This is a genomic window from Micromonospora sp. DSM 45708 (assembly GCF_039566955.1).
In the GTDB taxonomy this organism is placed as follows: domain Bacteria; phylum Actinomycetota; class Actinomycetes; order Mycobacteriales; family Micromonosporaceae; genus Micromonospora.
Genome location: NZ_CP154796.1, coordinates 6,533,979 through 6,551,137 on the forward strand (window position 1 = coordinate 6,533,979; position 17,159 = coordinate 6,551,137).

Genomic DNA, 17,159 nt, shown 5'->3' on the forward strand with positions numbered 1-17,159 from the left:
ACCTCAACCGCGGTTGAGGTCAACTGTGGGCCCCGTCTCGTCAGGCGGTCTCCAGCGCCTCACCCACGCCCTTCACCAGTCCCGAGAAATGCTGGTCGGCCAGGACGTGCCCGGCGGTGATCACCAGGGCCAACGGCCACTCGATGACCTGCAACGCGGTGAGCACCCCGATGCCGGCGTAGTAGGCCAGCTTGTCCGGCGGGGGCACCGCCACCTCACCCAGGAACGGAACGTCCACCCGACGGCTGTACGCCCGAACCATCTCCCGCGATCCGCTCAGATGTCGTGTCAGCGTGCTCATCCCAGCCTCCCCGGTTGCGACGACGGCATCGACCCGACCGGCATTCCACCGCCCCGGGCATCCATGCCCCGGCAGTCGGGAAACTTCCCCCTCCCAAAGGGCATAACGGACGCGCCGCCGGGAAGTCGGGCCGCCGGGACGAGTCCGGGAGGCGAGATGGCGTACGGCTTCGCCGGTCTCCTGCTGTCGCCGGCCGCCGTACCGGACGCGGTCGCGCGGGTCGCCCGTACCGTCGGTTCGGTCCTGCCCGGCGCCGCCGTGCCGACCGGGGTGACCGAGGCGGCGGGCGCGGTCGGCACGGCCGCCACCCGGCTGGCCCGGGTGGCCGGCCTGACCCGCCGACGGGTGTGGTCACGCGACGGCCGGCACCACATCGAGGTGCACGGTGTCTGTCAGGACGGCGGGGACCGGCTGGCCCGGCAGGTCGAGACGGCGCTGGAGGCGGTGCCGGGCGTGACCTGGGCCCGGGTGAACGCGCCGTCCGGCCGGGTGGTGGTGGCGACCCGGGAGCCGGCGCCGAAGCTGCGGGACCTGATCGACACCGTGGCGCGCGCCGAGCGTGCCTGCCCGTACGAGCCGGACCCGGAGATCCCGCCGCCGCATCCGCCAGAGGAGGGGCCGCGCACCCCTCGTACGCTCGGCGCGCTGGCCTCCGACGCGCTCGGTCTGACCATCTCCGCGGCCACCCGGATCCTGCCGTTCACCCCGGTCCCCGGTGAGGTCGCGGGCCTGCTCGCCGCAGTCGACCTGCACCCGAAGCTGCACGCGCTGGCCGACCGGGGCCTGCGCGCCGACCCCCGCGCCGAGGTGATCTTCCCGCTGGCCGAGGCGGTGGTGCAGGGCCTCACCGGAGGCTGGACCGGCATCGTGCTCGACGGCGCGCAGCGGGTGGTGCAGTGGGGTGAGGCGCGCGCCCAGCTCGCCGCCTGGAGCCGCGCCGAACCGGGGCTGACCGGTGACCCGGACCGGGCGGTCGCCCGGGTGCCGGACGGCGAGCGCCCCTGCCCGGTCCCGGACGGTCAGGTCGAACGCTACGTCCAGCGGATGCTCGCCGCCGGCGCGGCAGCCGGCGCGGCGGCGCTCCCGGTGGCCGGCGGCAAGCGGGCCGCCGCGCTGGCGCTCTCCGCGCTGTCCAAGGCGCCCGGCAGCGGTCGCGAGGGGTACGCGGCGCAGCTCGGCCGGATGCTGGCCCGGCGCGGCGTGATCGCGATGGACCGCAGCGTGCTGCGCGAGTTGGACCGGATCGACACGGTGCTGCTGGACGCGGCGGTGCTCGGCTCGGACCGGGGCGTGCTGGCCGACCTGGCGCCGCTGCCCGGCGCCGACACCGGACAGGTGGCCGCCCGGGCGTTCGCCCTGTTCGACCCGGCCGACCCGGACGCGGTGCGCGCCGACGGCGGCTGGCGGATCGGGCCGCTGGACCGCCTGGACGTCGAGGACCCGGGGGACACCCCGGAGAGCGAACGGCTGCGCGCCGGCGGCGGACGGCTGCTCGGCCTGGCCCGGGGGGACCGGCTCGCCGCCGTGCTGCGGGTCGAGCCGGAACCCGCCCCTGGGATGGACGCGCTGGTGTCCGCCACCCGCCAGGCCGGATTCCGGCTCGTGATCGGCGGCGCCGAGGACGGCGGCCACGACGACGCGGACCGTCACGTACCGGGTGGGACCCGACTCGCCGACGCGGTACGCGACCTGCAACGCGAGGGCGCGGTGGTGCTGGTGGTCTCCGGCGACCGGTCGGCGCTCGCGGCTGCCGACTGCGGTCTCGGCGTGTCCGCGCCCGACGACCTGCCCCCGTGGGGCGCGCACCTGCTGGTCGGCGACGACCTGCGCGTCCCGGCGCTGCTCATCGACGCCGCGGGGGTGGCCCGCCGGATGACCCGGCAGAACATCCGGATCGCCATGGCCGGCAGCGGGCTCGGCGCGCTCGGCGCGTTCACCGCCGACCGGCGGCAACTGCCCCGCCCGACCCTGGCAGCGGTGAACGGCGCCGCCGCGGTCGCGTTCGCGCACGGCGTCTTCCGGGCGCACCGCCTGCCGGACCGCGCCGGCACCCCGGTGCCCGCGCTCACCGCCTGGCACCTCATGCCGGTGGAGACCGTCCTCGACCAGCTCGACGCCCACCCCGACGGGCTGACCGACGAGGAGGCGGACCGTCGCCGGGGTGCCGGGGCCGGCGACGGGCACGGGCCGGCCGGGCTGCTCCGCGCGTTCGTCGACGAGCTGTCCAACCCGCTCACCCCGGTGCTGGCCGCCGGCGCGGTGCTCTCCGCCGCGTTCGGCTCCCTCGTCGACGCGGCGCTGGTCGGCGGACTGGTCGGCGGTTCCGCGCTGGTCGGCGCCGTGCACCAACGCAACACCGAACGTTCGCTGGCCGAACTGCTGTCCCGTTCGGCAGCCACCGCGCGCGTACGGCGCGACGGCGCGGAACGGGTGGTGCCCGCCGAGGACCTGGTGCCGGGCGACGTCATCAGCATCTCCTCCGGTGACGCCGTACCGGCCGACTGCCGGGTGCTGACGAGTGACGGCCTGGAGGCCGACGAGTCGTCCCTGACCGGCGAGTCGCTGCCGGTGGCGAAGAGCCCCGACCCGGTGGTCGCGGCGGCGATCGCCGAGCGGCACTCGATGCTGTTCGAGGGCACCACGGTGGCCGCCGGGCACGGCACCGCCGTGGTGGTGGCCACCGGCGCGGAAACCGAGTCGGGGCGGAGCCTGGCGCTGGCCCGCCAGGCCCCGCCGGTCAGCGGCGTGGAGGCGCGGCTGGGGAAGCTGACGAGCAGCGCCGTACCGCTGGCTGCCGCCTCGGCGATCGCGGTGGCCGGGGCGGGGCTGCTGCGGGGCGTACCCCTGGCCGAGACGGCGGCGACCGCCGCGAACCTGGCCGTGGCGTCGGTGCCGGAGGGGCTGCCGTTCCTGGTCAGCGCCGCGCAGCTCGCGGCGGCGCGGCGGCTGGCCGAGCACGGCGCGCTGGTCCGCAATCCCCGCACCATCGAGGCGCTGGGCCGGGTCGACGTGCTCTGCTTCGACAAGACCGGCACGCTGACCGAGGGCAAGCTGCTGCTGGCCGGCGTGGGCACCGGCGACGACCGGTACGCCCCGGCGGACCGCCTCGACGACCCGCTCCGGTCGACGCTGGCCGCGGCGCTGCGGGCCACTCCGGCCGCGGCCGACCCGGACGAGTTGCCGCAGCAGACCGACCGCGCGGTACGCCGGGGCGCGACCGCGGCCGGGGTGACCGAGCGCACCGGCGCGGCGGAGTGGACCGCGACCGGGGGGCTGCCGTTCGAGCCGTCCCGGGGCTACAGCGCCACGGTCGGGCGCACCGCCGACGGGTCGCTGCTCAGCGTGAAGGGCGCGCCCGAGTCGGTGCTGCCGCGTTGCGCGTCCCGGCGGACCGCCGCGGGTGACCGGCCGTTGGACGCGGCCGGCCGGGACGAGGTGCAGGCCATGCTGGCCGGCCGGGCCGGCGCCGGGCACCGCGTCCTCGCCGTGGCCGAGTGCCCGGTGTCCACCGACGGGGTCACCGACGAGCAGGTCGACGGGCTGGTCTTCGTGGGTTTCCTGACGCTCGCCGACGGGGTGCGGGAGAGCGCCCGGCCGGCGGTGGAGCGGATCCGGGCGGCCGGCGTGCACACCGTCATGATCACCGGCGACCATCCGGCCACCGCCGAGGCGATCGCCGCCACCATCAGCCCCGACCACGGCCAGCAGCGCGTGGTGACCGCGACCGACCTGGACCGGCTCGACGACACCGCGCTCGCCGAACGGCTGATGGCCACCGATGTGGTGGCCCGCTGCACGCCCGCCCACAAGGTACGGATCATCCAGGCGTTGCAGCGCCGGGGCCGGACCGTGGCGATGACCGGCGACGGCGCCAACGACGCTCCGGCGATCCGGCTGGCCGACGTCGGCATCGCGCTCGGCCAGCGGGGCACCCCGGCCGCCCGCGCCGCCGCCGACCTGGTGGTCACCGACGACCGGCTGGAGACGATCATCGCCACGCTGGTCGAGGGACGGGCCATGTGGTCGTCGGTGCGGCACGCGCTGAGCATCCTGGTCGGCGGCAACCTCGGCGAGATCGCGTTCAGCGTGCTGACCGCCGCCTCGACCGGCCGGTCCGCGCTGACCGGGCGGCAACTGCTGCTGGTCAACCTGCTCACCGACCTCGCGCCGGCGCTCGCCATCGCGGTCCGGCCGCCGGCTGACGACCGCGCCGACCACCTGCTGCGCGAGGGCCCCGACTCGTCGCTGGGCGCCACCATGACCCGGGAGATCGGGCTACGCGCGGCGGCGACCACGCTGGGCGCGACCGCCGGCTGGACGCTGGCCCGGTGGACCGGCACCCGCCGCCGGGCCGGTACCGTCGCGCTCGCCTCGCTGATCGGCACCCAGCTCGGCCAGACCGTGCTGGCCGGCGGCACCAGCCCCACCGTGCTGGCCGCCACCGCCGCGTCCGTCGGTGTGCTGGTCGTGGTGGTGCAGACGCCCGGGGTCAGCCAGTTCTTCGGCTGCACCCCGCTCGGCCCGGTGGGCTGGACGATCGCCACCGGTTCGGCGCTCGGCGCGACGCTCGCCAACGGCGCGCTGACCCGGCTGGTGGACCGCCTGCCGCAGCCCGGCTCGTCCTGACGGGCCCTACCGCCAGGTGGCAGCGGCCCGGCGCAGCCGGTCGTTGATCGCCCGCCCGACGCCTTCGTCGGGCACCGGCTCGGCGACGATCTCGGTCACCCCGGCCGCGTCGAGCCGGTGCAGCGCGTCGAAGAGGCGCGCCGCCGCCACGGTGAGGTCGCCGTCCGGCGACAGCACCTCCACCGCCGCCCAGTCGCCGTCCGCCGGTGCGTCCCGGAAGGCCAGGAACCCTCGCCGGCCCCCGTCGTGCCCGGCCGCCGCGCCCAACCGCAACGGGGTACGCGGGGCGTAGTGCGCGGCCAGCGTCCCGGGCGCGACCGGCTGGCCGGAGCTGCCCTGACGCACCTCGACCGGCCCGACGGCCTCGATCAGCGCCTCGACCGGCAACGCGCCCAGCCGCAGCACCACCGGCCGTTCACCCCGGGCGTCCACGATTGTCGACTCGATGCCGCAGCGGGTGGGTCCACCGTCGAGCACCACGTCCACCGCGTCGCCCAGGCCGTTCACCACGTGCTCGGCCCGGGTCGGGCTGAGCTGGCCGAACCGGTTGGCGCTCGGCGCGGCCACCGGCACGCCGGCGGCGGCGATCAGCGCCCGGGCGGCCGGCTCGTCGGGCACCCGGACGGCCATGGTGTCCAGGCCGGAGGTGACGATCGGCGGAATAGCCGCCGGCCGGTCCACGATCAGCGTGAGCGGGCCGGGCCAGAACCGCGCCACCAGCGCGGCCACGGCCGGCGGCACGGCGCCGACCAGCGCGGGCAGGTCGGCGGCGTCGGCCAGGTGGCTGATCAGGGGGTCGAAGCTGGGCCGTGCCTTCGCCTCGAAGATCCGCGCCGCGGCCCGGGCGTCGAGGGCGTTCGCGCCCAGCCCGTAGACCGTCTCGGTGGGAAAAGCGACCAGCCCGCCGGCGCGCAGGACGGCGGCGGCCTCGTCGATGCCACTGCCGGCCGGCAGGACGCGCGGGGATCCGTTGCTCACGCTGCGACGCTAGCCTGCGCCGCTCACCACCCCGGCACGGACCCGACCGCACGCCGCCCCGCCGCGCCCCTCCCCGCCCTCGCCTCGGTGATCATGAAGTGGACCGCGCTTCTTGTCCGTTTCACTCCCGCCAACCTCATGATCACCGCGCGGTCCGACGCGGGCGCGGGCGCAGGCGCGGGTGGGGAGCGCGGGTCAGTCGGCGGGGTGGTCCGCGTCGGGCAGGGTGGGCGCGTCGGTCGGGTAGAGGCCGGCGGCGAAGCCGTAGACCTGGTCACCGGCGCGCGGAATCTGGGCGAACCGCCGGGCCAGCGCCTGCACCTCGGTCCAGAACTCCCGCACGTCCTCGATCGGGATGCGCGCGTGCACCAGCGTGCACCGCAGCTCGTCGGCGGCGTGCGCGGCGGCGGCCTCCGCCGCGGCCTCGGCCAGACCGTTCATCCGGGCGACGACCTGCCTGTCCTCGGGTCGGTGGAGCGCGCCGACGTAGAACGTGCGCGCGACCCGCCCGTAGAAGCGTTCCTCGATGGCCCGGACCCGACGGGTACGCACCACCCGCAGCAGCCCGGCGTCGACGAGCTGGTTCACGTGGTAAGCCACGCTGCTCTTCGGCCGGTCCACGGCGCGGGCCAGCTCGTTGACCGTGGCCGCGCGCTCCAGCAGCAGCTCCAGCAGGGTGCCGCGCAGGGGGTCGGCGAGCGCACGCAACTGCTCGGGCGCGGTGACCACGAGCAGGTCGTCGAGGTCGTAGTCCGGGACCCGCTTATTGACCGACATTTCTCGACCGTTCTAATATTCTGGTTCGTTCGATGATTCCGGTCCGACAATCAGGGAGTCTAGAGATGGCCCAGGTCCTCCTCTTCCACCATTTGCAAGGGCTCACCGACGGCGTACGTGCCCTCGCCGACGCCCTCGGTGCCGGCGGGCACACCGTGCACGTCCCCGATCTCTTCGACGGCGAGCGTCCGGCCAGCGTCGAGGAGGGCTCGGCGCTGGTCAAGCGGATCGGCGCGGACGTCCTCGACCGGCGTGCCGACCGGATCGCCGCTGACCTGCCCCCCGACCTGGTCCACGCCGGGGTCTCCTGGGGCGCCGCCATCGCCCAACGACTCGCCCAGACCCGGCCCGGCGCGCGGGCCGCCCTGCTCTATGAAGCCTGCCTGCCGGTCACCGGCGAATGGGCGCTCGGCCCCTGGCCCGACGACGTGGCGGTGCAGGTGCACGGCATGGAGCGGGACCCGTTCTTCGGGCTGGAGGGTGACGTCGACGCCGCCCGCGAACTGGTCTCGATCGTCGGCCCGGACCGGGGAGAGCTGTTCGTCTACCCCGGTGACCGGCACCTGTTCACCGACAGCTCGCTCCCGTCGTACGACGCCGAGGCGACCGCGCTGGTCGTGACCCGCAGCCGCGACCTCCTCGACCGGCTTGGCTGACCGGTCGCCCGCTACCGGTGCTCGGCGATCTGGATCAGGTTGCCGCACGTGTCGTCGAAGACGGCGGTCACCACCGGGCCCATGTCCACCGGCTCCTGCGTGAACAGCACACCGAGCTGCCGCAGCCGCTCGTGTTCGGCGACGGCGTCGTCCACCGCGAACTGGGTGAACGGGATGCCGTCGGCCGCCAGCGCCTCCTTGAACGCCTTGGCGGCCGGGTGGGCCTCCGGTTCCAGCAGCAGCTCGACCCCCTCGGGAGCGTCCGGTGAGACGACGGTCAGCCAGCGGTGCTCGCCGGTCGGCACGTCCGTCTTCTTCACGAAGCCCAGCACCTCGGTGTAGAAGCGCAGCGCCTTCTCCTGGTCGTCGACGTACACGCTGGTCAGGTTGATTTTCATGGAGTCTCCTGGATGGGTTCGGGCCTGAGCCACCGCTCGGTGATGGACCGCAGCGGCCGGGTGTCGAGGTGGTGGAACTTGTACCGGCCCTGCCGGCGCGTGACGATCAGGCCGGCGGCCTCCAGGACGTCGAGATGCTGGGAGATCGCCTGCCGGGACGAGCCGACCTGGTGCCGGGTGGCCAACCGGCCGCAGATCTCGAACAGCGTCTGACCGTCGCGCTCGGTCAGCTCGTCGAGAATCAGGCGGCGGGTGGGATCGGCCAGCGCCTGGTACAGATCGCCCACCCCACCATGATAGGCAAGCGGTGACTTGCCTATCAAGCACCGGAAGCGACCGCTCCCCGCCCGGCCTCGGGCACCCGGAACGAATCCACCACCGGCATCACCCGAACACGGCCTGCTTCGGGGCGTAGCTCACGCCGATGCGCCCGGCTCGACGCTTCGTCGGGCCGGGCGCGTTGCCTTGAGAGATGAGGCTCCATCGTGGCTCGACGGCCGACAGCGGCCATGCGCGCGGGAGCGAGATCGAACGGTGAAAGTGCTGGTGGAGCCCAGGGGACTCGAACCCCTAACCCCTGCCTTGCAAAGGCAGTGCTCTGCCAGTTGAGCTAGGGCCCCGAGACGGCGCTCAGCGCAGGTCGGGAGCGGTGGTCGCCTCGTGCCACAGGGCGCGCTCGTCGTTCGAGGCCTTGACCTTCTTGGCCACCACAGCGGCCACCCCGACGATGCCGGCCAGGATCAGGAGCTTCTTGAACATGGGATTGACCCCTCGTGCTCGACTACCGTCGGACGATGTGCGGTGGGGCTAGCTGGAATCGAACCAGCGACCTCAGAGTTATCAGCTCTGCGCTCTAACCGACTGAGCTATAGCCCCGCGTGGCGACGAGCAAGGTTAACCCATCGCCGCCAGCGCGCCCAAATCGGGGGGCCCGTGGCGGAAGCACCCGCGCCATCACGAACCTACCCGGACGCACGACGCCGGGGCGACCGCTTTACGCGGCGCCCCGGCGTCGTCATGTCAGTCCCGCTCGGCGAGCGTCAGCTCGATCCCGCCGACCAGGTCGGCGCAGACGTTGTAGACGAACGCGCTGAGCGTGGCCAGCGCGGTGAACAGCACCACGTTGACGAGGCCGATCAGTGCGGACGTGAGGATCACGCCCTTCGCGGTGATGCGGAACCCGCCGCCGCCCGAACCGCCGCCGGCGTTCACCAGATCGGTCAGGCTGTCGTTGACGCTCTTGAACACACCCATCGCGTCGAGCGCGAGGTAGAGCACCGACGTGGCCACGACCACCACGATGAAGAGCACCACCGAGACCGCGAAGGCGAACTTCATCACCGACCACGGGTCGATCCGCTTCAGGTTCAACCGCGCCCGGCGGGGCCCGCGCGACGCGGCCGAACTGACCGAGGTACGCGCGGCGCGTACCGCCTCACCCACGCGCGCGGCACCGACCGCCGCCGCACCGCTGATGCCCGGCGGCAGGCCGCCCCCGTTGGCGGGACGCCCGGGGGGACCGCCGGCCGGACCGGTGGCCTCGGGTGCCCCCTTCGGGGCGGTGCCGAGGCCGGCGCCGATGCGGGGCTGCGTGCCGGTCGTGCCGGTGGAGGCCCGGGCGGTCGCTGTCGGCCTGCTCGGCGGTGTGCTCGTGGCGGGCTTCGCCGCGGCCGGAGCCGCGAAGCCGTCGGCCGACGTCGGCGCGTCGACCTTCGTCTCGGTCGAGTCGCGGGACTCCGAACCCTCGGCCGGCTTCTCGGGAGGCGGGGCCATGCCGGGGGCCCGGGTGAACTTCGGGGCAGGCGCGTCGGCGGGGACCGTGGCCCGACCCACGGCCGCGCGGCCGGTCGCTGGTGTACCGCCCTGCGCGGCCTCCTCGTCGACCGGGGTGGCCGAGGTCCCCTTGTTCCCCGACTTCGCCTGTGTCTCCGTCATCAACTAGTCCTGTTCGTCAGGCTCGTCGGCATTGCGAGCAATCGCCACGATAGTCACGCCGTCCGGGAGGTCCATCAGCTTGACCCCCATTGTGTTCCGGTCACGCGTACGGCGTACAGGCTTCACCGGAGTCCGGATGACGCCGCCGTTGCTCGTGATGGCGAACAGCTCGTCCTCCGGATCGATCACGACCGCGCCGACCAGACCACCGCGTCGCTCGGTGATCTTCGCAGTCAGCACGCCCTTACCTCCCCGGCCCTGGACCGGGTATTCCTCGATCGGGGTACGTTTCGCGAACCCCCCGTTCGTCGCGACCAGCACGTCCAGACCCTCCCGGACGACCTCGACGGCGAGCAGCTCGTCCTCACCGCTGAAGCGCATGCCGATCACCCCCGAGGTGGCCCGGCCCATCGGACGCAGCGCCTCGTCGGTGGCGTTGAAGCGGATCGCCTGCGCGTTCTTGGAAACCAGCAACAGGTCGTCCTCCGGCGCCACCAGCACCGCACCGACCAGCTCGTCCTCATCGCGCAGGTTGACCGCGATGATGCCGCCGGAACGGTTGGAGTCGAACTCCTCGAGCCGCGTCTTCTTCACCAGGCCGTTCTTCGTGGCCAGTACCAGGTAGGGCGCCACCTGGTAGTTCGGGATTTCGATGATCTGCGCGATCTGCTCGTCCGGTTGGAACGCGAGCAGGTTGGCCACGTGCTGGCCCTTGGCCACCCTACTGGCCTCGGGAAGCTCGTACGCCTTCGCCCGGTAGACCCGACCCTTGTTCGTGAAGAACAGGATCCAGTCGTGGGTAGAGCATACGAAGAAGTGGCTCACGATGTCGTCCTGCCGGAGCGTCGCCCCGCTCACGCCCTTGCCGCCACGCCGCTGCGACCGGTACAGGTCGACCTTGGTCCGCTTCGCGTACCCGGTGCGGGTGATCGTCACGACCACGTCCTCGCGGGCGATGAGGTCCTCCATCGAGACCTCGCCGTCGAACGGCACGATCTTGGTACGCCGGTCGTCGCCCCACTTCGCGACGATCTCGCCCAGCTCGTCGGAGACGATCTTCCGCTGCCGCTCCGGCTTCGCCAGGATGTCCTTCAGGTCGGCGATCTCCACCTCGAGCTTGGCCAGGTCGTCCAGGATGCGCTGCCGCTCCAGCGCGGCCAGCCGGCGCAGCTGCATGTCCAGGATCGCGGTCGCCTGGACCTCGTCGATCTCCAGCAGCCGGATCAGGCCCTGCCGGGCGTCCTCCACCGTCGGCGAACGCCGGATCAGGGCGATCACCTCGTCCAGCGCGTCCAGCGCCTTGCTCAGGCCGCGCAGGATGTGCGCCCGCTCCTCCGCCTTGCGCAGCCGGAACGCGGTCCGCCGGCGGATCACCTCGATCTGGTGCTCGACGTAGTAGCGGAGGAACTGCGCCAGGTTGAGCGTGCGCGGCACCCCGTCGACAAGCGCCAGCATGTTGGCGCCGAACGTCTCCTGGAGCTGGGTGTGCTTGTAGAGGTTGTTCAGCACCACCTTGGCGACCGCGTCGCGCTTGAGCACCAGCACGATCCGCATGCCGGTACGCCCGGAGGACTCGTCCCGGATGTCGGCGATGCCGGCGAGCTTGCCCTCCTTGATCAGCTCGGCGATCCGCTCGGCGAGGTTGTCCGGGTTGACCTGGTAGGGCAACTCGCTGACCACGAGCGCCGGCCGACCCCGCTTGTCCTCCTCCACCTCGACCACCGCGCGCATCCGGATCGAGCCACGCCCGGTCCGGTACGCGTCCTGGATGGCCTGCTGCCCGACGATCAGGCCGTAGGTCGGGAAGTCCGGACCCTTGACGATCTCCAGCAGCGCTTCCAGCGTGGTCGCCTCGTCGACCTCCGGGTTCTCCAGGCACCACTGCACCGCCGCGCCGATCTCCCGCAGGTTGTGCGGCGGGATCTTGGTGGCCATGCCGACCGCGATGCCCTCGGAGCCGTTGATCAGCAGGTTCGGGATCCGCGACGGCAGAATGGTGGGCTCCTTGGCCCGGCCGTCGTAGTTGTCCTGGAGGTCGACGGTGTCCTCGTCGATGTCCCGCAGCATCTCCATCGCCAGCGGGTCGAGCTTGCATTCGGTGTAGCGCATGGCGGCGGCCGGGTCGTTACCGGGCGAGCCGAAGTTGCCGTTGCCGTCGACCAGCGGGTAGCGCAGCGACCACGGCTGCGCCATCCGGACCAGCGCGTCGTAGATGGCCGAGTCGCCGTGCGGGTGGAACTGGCCCATCACGTCGCCGACGACGCGGGAGCACTTCACGTAGCCGCGGTCCGGCCGGTAGCCGGAGTCGAACATGGCGTAGAGGATCTTGCGGTGGACCGGCTTGAGCCCGTCCCGCACGTCCGGCAGGGCGCGCCCGACGATGACGCTCATCGCGTAGTCGAGGTACGAGCGCTGCATCTCGACCTCGAGGCCGACCGGCTCGATGCGGTCGTGCTGGACGACCGCGGCCAGTGTCTCCGGGGTCTCCGGCTCGTTCGGGGTGGACTCGGGAAGATCGGTCACTGTTAACCCTTATCAGACTTAGAGTCGTGATCTAGCTGTGGATAACGGCTGTGGAAAGCGGCCGGACTGTGGATAAGTCTGTGGACTGCCGGGCCGACCGGTGGATCTCCGGCCGGCCCGGCCGCGTCCGTCAGATGTCCAGGAACCGCACGTCCTTGGCGTTGCGCTGGATGAACGACCGGCGCGCCTCGACGTCCTCACCCATCAGGACGCTGAACAACTCGTCCGCGGTGGCGGCGTCGTCGAGCGTGACCTGGCGCAGGGTGCGGGTGGCCGGGTTCATCGTGGTCTCCCACAGCTCCGGGTAGTTCATCTCGCCGAGGCCCTTGAACCGCTGGATGTCGTCCGGCTTGGCGTTGGCCTTCTTCTGCTGACGCAGCGCGATCAGCCCGTCACGTTCCCGGTCGGAGTACGCGTACTGGGCGTCGTCGCCCTTCTTGTTCCACTTGATCTTGTAAAGCGGCGGGGCGGCCAGGTAGACGTGGCCCAGCTCGACGAGCGGTCGCATGAAGCGGAACAGCAGGGTCAGCAGCAGCGTCTGGATGTGCTGGCCGTCCACGTCCGCGTCGGCCATCAGCACGATCTTGTGGTACCGCAGCTTCTCGATGTCGAAGTCGTCGTGGATGCCGGTGCCGAGCGCCGTGATCAGCGCCTGCACCTCGTTGTTCTTCAGCACCCGGTCGATCCGGGCCTTCTCCACGTTCAGGATCTTGCCGCGGATCGGCAGGATCGCCTGGGTACGCGGGTCGCGGCCCTGCTTCGCCGAACCGCCGGCCGAGTCGCCCTCGACGATGAAGACCTCGGACTCGCGCGGGTCGGTGGACTGGCAGTCGGCCAGCTTGCCCGGCATCGAGCCGGACTCCAGCAGCGACTTGCGCCGGGCCAGCTTGCGCGCCTGCTGGGCGGCGATGCGGGCGCGGGCGGCCTGGGACGCCTTGGTGATGATGATCTTCGCCTCGGCGGGGTTGCGGTCGAACCAGTCGACCAGCGACTCGTTGCAGACCCGCTGGACGAAGCCCTTCACCGGGGTGTTGCCCAGCTTGGTCTTCGTCTGCCCCTCGAACTGCGGGTCGGTCAGCTTGACCGAGATGATCGCGGCCAGACCCTCGCGGATGTCCTCCCCGGAGAGTCGCTCGTCGCCCTTGAGCAGCTTCTTCTCCGCGCCGTAGCGGTTGACCACGCTGGTCAACGCGGCCCGGAAGCCCTCCTCGTGGGTGCCGCCCTCGTGGGTGTTGATGTTGTTGGCGAAGGTGTAGACCGACTCGCCGTACGACTCGTTCCACTGCATGGCGATCTCGGCCGACATGCCGGTCTCCTCGGCCCCGAACTCGACCACCGTCTTGTGGATCGGGCTCTTCGAGGCGTTGAGGTGCCGGACGAAGTCGGCGATGCCGCCGTCGTAGTGGAAGGTGACCTCGCGGAGCTTGCCGTCCTCGTCCTCCGGCACCCGCTCGTCGAGCAGGTGGATGGTGAGGCCGCGGGTGAGGAAGGCCATCTCCTGGAGGCGCCGGTAGATGGTGTGGAAGTCGAAGTCGACGGTCTCGAAGACGTCCGGGTCGGGCCAGAAGGAGACCGCGGAGCCGGTCCGGTCGGTCGGCTCGCCCTTCTCCAGGGGCGTCGGCTTCGACTGGTTGTAGCGCTGCCGCCAGACGAAACCGTCCTTGTGGATCTCCACGGCCATCCGGGTGGAGAGCGCGTTGACCACCGAGACGCCGACGCCGTGCAGGCCGCCGGAGACGGCGTACGCCTTGCCGTCGAACTTGCCGCCCGCGTGCAACACGGTCAGCGCCACCTCGACGCCGGGCTTCTTCAGCTTGGGGTGCAGGTCGACCGGGAAGCCCCGGCCGTTGTCGGTGACCCGGACGCCACCGTCGGCCAGCAGCACCACGTCGATGGTGTCGCAGTAGCCGGCCATGGCCTCGTCCACCGCGTTGTCGACGACCTCCCACACCAGGTGGTGCAGACCGCGCTCGCCGGTGGACCCGATGTACATACCGGGCCGCTTCCGGACCGCTTCCAGGCCCTCCAGCACGGTGATGGACTCGGCGCCGTACTTCTTGTTGTCCTCCGCTGCCACGCTCGGCCACTTTCTCGCACCGGCCGCGCACGGGCGCGGGGCGCGGGTTCGGCGGACAGGACACGACGTCGGCGTGCCCGGGCCGCCCCCGGGATCACCAGGTCACGGATCGTGTACGCCGGGCGCCGCGATTGCCCGCGGATCGCGATCGGCTCGGACCCGATGCGGCACAATGATCAAGGGCCCCGGGGGCCCATGTCGGTCGCTCCGTGTCGGGTCTTTCGTCTCGCCTCCAATCTTACTGTGCGCAGCCGACCAAACCGCCACTCGGCACCCCTGGAGAGGCGGCTGAGAATGCCGTAGCCGGACGAACCTCGCTGCCCGCGACTCCCCCTACACGCCACGACGCCGCGCCGTGCCATCGGCCACCGCGCCCGGTCGGGGCCGCCGGGCCGGTGACCGGCGGTTCGCGGGCCGGGGGTCGCGGTGGAACGCGACGTGCCGTACCTTTTGCGGCGCCGCCGTTGCGGTCTTGATCTTTTGCGCCCGGACCGGGGACCATCGGCTGGGATGGTCCGACAGACGCTTGGTGAGAGGTGACGCCAGATGGGGCTGGACAACGTCGCGGTGCACTGGCCGCGTACCGGCCGCTTCTACGACCCGGTCGCGCCGGCTGAGTTCGTGGACTTCGGCGAAATCGTGGACATGCCACGCATCTCCGCCCCGACCGCCGCGCTCGCCGAGCTGATCGCCAAGACCGGCACGGTGCGGGCGACCGCGTACACCGAGCTGGTCGACCTGATCCTCGGGCTGGAAAATGTGCTCTACGCCACGGAGAACGCGGCCGAGGACGAAGATCCGGTGATCGACCCGGACGGCTGCGCCTGGATCGCCGAGGGCGTGGAGAAGTTCGTCGCCCGACACCGGCCCTACGGCGAGGCGGTCACGTTCGAGTCGGTCAGCGAGGTGCTGCGCGCGCTGCTCGGCGACGGGCGGCTGGCCGAGCAGCAGCTCCGCTGGCTGGAGAGCCGGCTCGACAAGCTGCGCGACGACAGCGGCGATCCGCCGCAGTGGAACTTCACCTGCGCCGAGCTGAGCGTGCTGGCCGCGTTCTACCGGCGCTGCGCGGAGCGGGGCTTCGCGGTCTACGCGGACGTGTAGCAGCCGCTCCGGTCAGCCGTAGGTGTCCCGGGGGCCACGCCCGCGCACCCGCCGGGGGCCGCGCGACCAGGACGGCGCGGCCGGGCCGTGGATGTGCAGCTTGCGCACCACGTTGTGGCCGACCTCGCTGGCGATCTGCTTGAGCAGCGAGCCGGCCAGCAGCCGCAACTGGGTGGCCCAGGCCGTCGAGCGGGCCTCCACGGTCAGCTCGCCGTCCTCCAGCTTCACCGGGCGGCTGTGCTGGGCGACCTCCGCGCCGACCACCTTCTCCCACGCGCCGAAGACGGTCGCCTCGGCCGCCGGCTGCTGCCAGCCCCGCGCCTTGACCAGCTTGTCGAGCACCGCGCCGAGCGGCTGCGGGTCGCGCGGGTCCGGGCCCGGCCCGGAGTAGCCGCGCAGCCGCTTCTCGCCGTCGCCGCGGACCGCGCTGCGTCGCCGGGGACCGGCCGCGGCCTGGCGCCGGGCCTTCGCCGCGTCCAGCACCGCCCGGGCCAGCTCCGGCCCGGCCGCGCCGTCCGCCCGGCCCGCGGCCGACTCGCCGTCCGCCGGCTTTCCCGGGGTACGCGCGGCGGCCCTGTCCGCGCCGGCCCGTGCGGCCGTCCCACCGTCGCGTCCGGGCCCGAGCCGCGCGGGCGGCAGCCGCACCTCGTCGTCATCCGGCACGTCGCACCGTCCCCTCGTCGACCGTGTAACGGGCCCCGCGCAGCGTCACCGGCACGTCGTCGTCCACCGCGCAGGTGACCAGGAGCTGGCTGGCGCCGCCGACCAGTTCGGCCAGCCGTTCCCGCCGGCCGGTGTCCAGCTCGGCGAAGACGTCGTCCAGCACCAGCACCGGCTCGATCCCGTCGGCGCGGAGCAGGTCGTACCCGGCCAGCCGCAGCGCCAGCGCGTAGGACCAGGACTCGCCGTGGCTGGCGTACCCCTTGACGGGCAGCGGACCGAGGGTGAGGGCCAGGTCGTCCCGGTGCGGGCCGACCAGCGTGGTGCCGCGTTCGATCTCGGCGGTGCGGCTCGCGGCGAGCGCGGCGGTCAGCGCCTCGGCCAGCGCCGGCCGGTCGGCGGCCGGCTCGGGCAGCTCGATCGACGGCCGGTAGGTGATGCCGGCCGCGCCCCGGCCGGCCGCCACCGCGTCGTACGCCTTCGACACGTGCGGGGTGAGCGCGGCGACCAGCTCCAGCCGGGCGGCGAGCAGGTCGGCACCGTGCTGCGCGAGGTGGGTGTCCCAGACGGTGAGCGTGGACAGGTCGCCGCCGCGCGAGCCGCCGGTCTTGCGGGCCAGGTACGCGGAGCGCAGCAGCGCGTTGCGTTGCTTGACCACCCGCTCGTAGTCGGCGCGGACACCGGCGTAGCGCGGCTGGCGGGTGACCAGCAGGTCGTCCAGGTAGCGGCGGCGTTCGGCCGGGTCACCACGGACGAGTTCCAGGTCCTCCGGCGCGAAGAGCACCAGCCGCAGCGCGCCGAGCACGTCCCGGGCGCGGCGGGCCGGCGAGCGACCGAGCCGGGCCCGGTTCGCCTTGCCCGGCACGATCTCCAGCTCGACGAGCAGTTCCCGGCCGTCGTGCACCACCGCGCAGCGGATCACCGCCGAGGTGGCGCCCATCCGGACCAGCGGGGCGTCCGTGGCGACCCGGTGCGAGTCCAGGGTCGCCACGTAGCCCAACGCCTCGACCAGGTTGGTCTTGCCGACGCCGTTGGCGCCGACGAGCACGCTCGGACCCGGCTCCAGGTCGACGCCGACCCGCTCGTACGAGCGGAAGTCGACCAGTTCGAGCCGGCGGACGTACACA

At 72.8% G+C, this 17,159-nt stretch carries 14 protein-coding genes and 2 tRNA genes; 3 read left to right on the forward strand and 13 right to left on the reverse strand.

From position 1 onward, the window contains the following. Window positions 1-40: 40 nt before the first annotated feature. Window positions 41-301: a hypothetical protein gene (locus VKK44_RS28645; RefSeq protein ID WP_343444269.1), complete on the reverse strand. Its 261-nt coding sequence runs from the start codon at window positions 299-301 to the stop codon at window positions 41-43. 156 nt (window positions 302-457) lie between these two features. Between VKK44_RS28645 and VKK44_RS28650 the strand changes: the two genes are divergently transcribed. After that, window positions 458-4,927 (forward strand): cation-translocating P-type ATPase, encoded by a 4,470-nt coding sequence (locus tag VKK44_RS28650; protein WP_343444270.1) that lies wholly within the window; start codon window positions 458-460, stop codon window positions 4,925-4,927. 6 nt (window positions 4,928-4,933) lie between these two features. Here the strand turns inward: VKK44_RS28650 and VKK44_RS28655 are convergent, their stop codons facing one another. Both VKK44_RS28655 and VKK44_RS28660 read right to left on the reverse strand, forming a co-directional pair. Then, window positions 4,934-5,881 carry an L-threonylcarbamoyladenylate synthase gene (locus tag VKK44_RS28655; protein WP_343447936.1) on the reverse strand — a complete coding sequence of 316 codons (948 nt, stop codon included), beginning with the start codon at window positions 5,879-5,881 and terminating at the stop codon, window positions 4,934-4,936. 219 nt (window positions 5,882-6,100) lie between these two features. Then, on the reverse strand, window positions 6,101-6,682 hold the full coding sequence (locus tag VKK44_RS28660; RefSeq protein WP_343444271.1) for a helix-turn-helix domain-containing protein: 582 nt from the start codon (window positions 6,680-6,682) through the stop codon (window positions 6,101-6,103). Window positions 6,683-6,747: 65 nt separating this feature from the next. Between VKK44_RS28660 and VKK44_RS28665 the strand changes: the two genes are divergently transcribed. Beyond that, window positions 6,748-7,338, forward strand: a complete 591-nt coding sequence (locus VKK44_RS28665) for a dienelactone hydrolase family protein (RefSeq protein ID WP_343444272.1) — start codon at window positions 6,748-6,750, stop codon at window positions 7,336-7,338. 11 nt (window positions 7,339-7,349) lie between these two features. Here the strand turns inward: VKK44_RS28665 and VKK44_RS28670 are convergent, their stop codons facing one another. From VKK44_RS28670 to gyrB, 8 genes are all read right to left on the reverse strand, one after another. Beyond that, window positions 7,350-7,736: a VOC family protein gene (locus VKK44_RS28670; RefSeq protein WP_343444273.1), complete on the reverse strand. Its 387-nt coding sequence runs from the start codon at window positions 7,734-7,736 to the stop codon at window positions 7,350-7,352. Further along, window positions 7,733-8,023, reverse strand: a complete 291-nt coding sequence (locus VKK44_RS28675; RefSeq protein WP_343444274.1) for an ArsR/SmtB family transcription factor — start codon at window positions 8,021-8,023, stop codon at window positions 7,733-7,735. The genes VKK44_RS28670 and VKK44_RS28675 overlap by 4 nt, the downstream gene beginning before the upstream one ends. A gap of 257 nt (window positions 8,024-8,280) precedes the next feature. Beyond that, window positions 8,281-8,356: transfer RNA gene (locus VKK44_RS28680), tRNA-Ala, on the reverse strand. 10 nt (window positions 8,357-8,366) lie between these two features. Next, entirely contained in the window at window positions 8,367-8,495 is a 129-nt protein-coding gene (locus tag VKK44_RS28685) for a DLW-39 family protein (RefSeq protein WP_013283222.1), read from the reverse strand. Between the two features lie 43 nt (window positions 8,496-8,538). Further along, a tRNA-Ile gene (locus VKK44_RS28690) sits at window positions 8,539-8,612 on the reverse strand. Between the two features lie 144 nt (window positions 8,613-8,756). Further along, entirely contained in the window at window positions 8,757-9,671 is a 915-nt protein-coding gene (locus VKK44_RS28695; protein WP_343444275.1) for a DUF3566 domain-containing protein, read from the reverse strand. A gap of 3 nt (window positions 9,672-9,674) precedes the next feature. Beyond that, the gene (gene gyrA, locus VKK44_RS28700; protein WP_343444276.1) at window positions 9,675-12,194 is read right to left on the reverse strand and encodes a DNA gyrase subunit A; all 2,520 of its coding nucleotides are present in this window, start codon (window positions 12,192-12,194) and stop codon (window positions 9,675-9,677) included. Between the two features lie 130 nt (window positions 12,195-12,324). Next, the gene (gene gyrB / locus VKK44_RS28705; RefSeq protein WP_343444277.1) at window positions 12,325-14,271 is read right to left on the reverse strand and encodes a DNA topoisomerase (ATP-hydrolyzing) subunit B; all 1,947 of its coding nucleotides are present in this window, start codon (window positions 14,269-14,271) and stop codon (window positions 12,325-12,327) included. A 546-nt stretch (window positions 14,272-14,817) separates the two neighbouring features. On the opposite strand from gyrB, the gene VKK44_RS28710 reads away from it, so the two are divergent. Continuing rightward, window positions 14,818-15,372, forward strand: coding sequence for a hypothetical protein (locus tag VKK44_RS28710; RefSeq protein ID WP_107161949.1), 555 nt, complete (start codon window positions 14,818-14,820; stop codon window positions 15,370-15,372). Between the two features lie 12 nt (window positions 15,373-15,384). Here VKK44_RS28710 and VKK44_RS28715 read toward each other — a convergent pair whose 3' ends face one another. Then, a complete protein-coding gene (locus VKK44_RS28715; RefSeq protein ID WP_343444278.1) occupies window positions 15,385-16,035 on the reverse strand; it encodes a DUF721 domain-containing protein in 651 nt (216 codons plus the stop codon). Next, a complete protein-coding gene (gene recF / locus VKK44_RS28720) occupies window positions 16,025-17,158 on the reverse strand; it encodes a DNA replication/repair protein RecF (RefSeq protein ID WP_343444279.1) in 1,134 nt (377 codons plus the stop codon). Before recF ends, VKK44_RS28715 begins: the two co-directional genes overlap by 11 nt. Window position 17,159 lies beyond the last annotated feature (1 nt).

What these genes read in the sequence shown, in the direction of transcription:
- VKK44_RS28670 (WP_343444273.1), bottom strand. Translation starts at nt 7,736, where the DNA reads ATGAAAATCAACCTGACCAGCGTGTACGTCGACGACCAGGAGAAGGCG.
- VKK44_RS28665 (WP_343444272.1), top strand. Translation starts at nt 6,748, where the DNA reads ATGGCCCAGGTCCTCCTCTTCCACCATTTGCAAGGGCTCACCGACGGC.
- VKK44_RS28695 (WP_343444275.1), bottom strand. Translation starts at nt 9,671, where the DNA reads ATGACGGAGACACAGGCGAAGTCGGGGAACAAGGGGACCTCGGCCACC.
- VKK44_RS28685 (WP_013283222.1), bottom strand. Translation starts at nt 8,495, where the DNA reads ATGTTCAAGAAGCTCCTGATCCTGGCCGGCATCGTCGGGGTGGCCGCT.
- VKK44_RS28660 (WP_343444271.1), bottom strand. Translation starts at nt 6,682, where the DNA reads ATGTCGGTCAATAAGCGGGTCCCGGACTACGACCTCGACGACCTGCTC.
- VKK44_RS28650 (WP_343444270.1), top strand. Translation starts at nt 458, where the DNA reads ATGGCGTACGGCTTCGCCGGTCTCCTGCTGTCGCCGGCCGCCGTACCG.
- VKK44_RS28645 (WP_343444269.1), bottom strand. Translation starts at nt 301, where the DNA reads ATGAGCACGCTGACACGACATCTGAGCGGATCGCGGGAGATGGTTCGG.
- VKK44_RS28710 (WP_107161949.1), top strand. Translation starts at nt 14,818, where the DNA reads ATGGGGCTGGACAACGTCGCGGTGCACTGGCCGCGTACCGGCCGCTTC.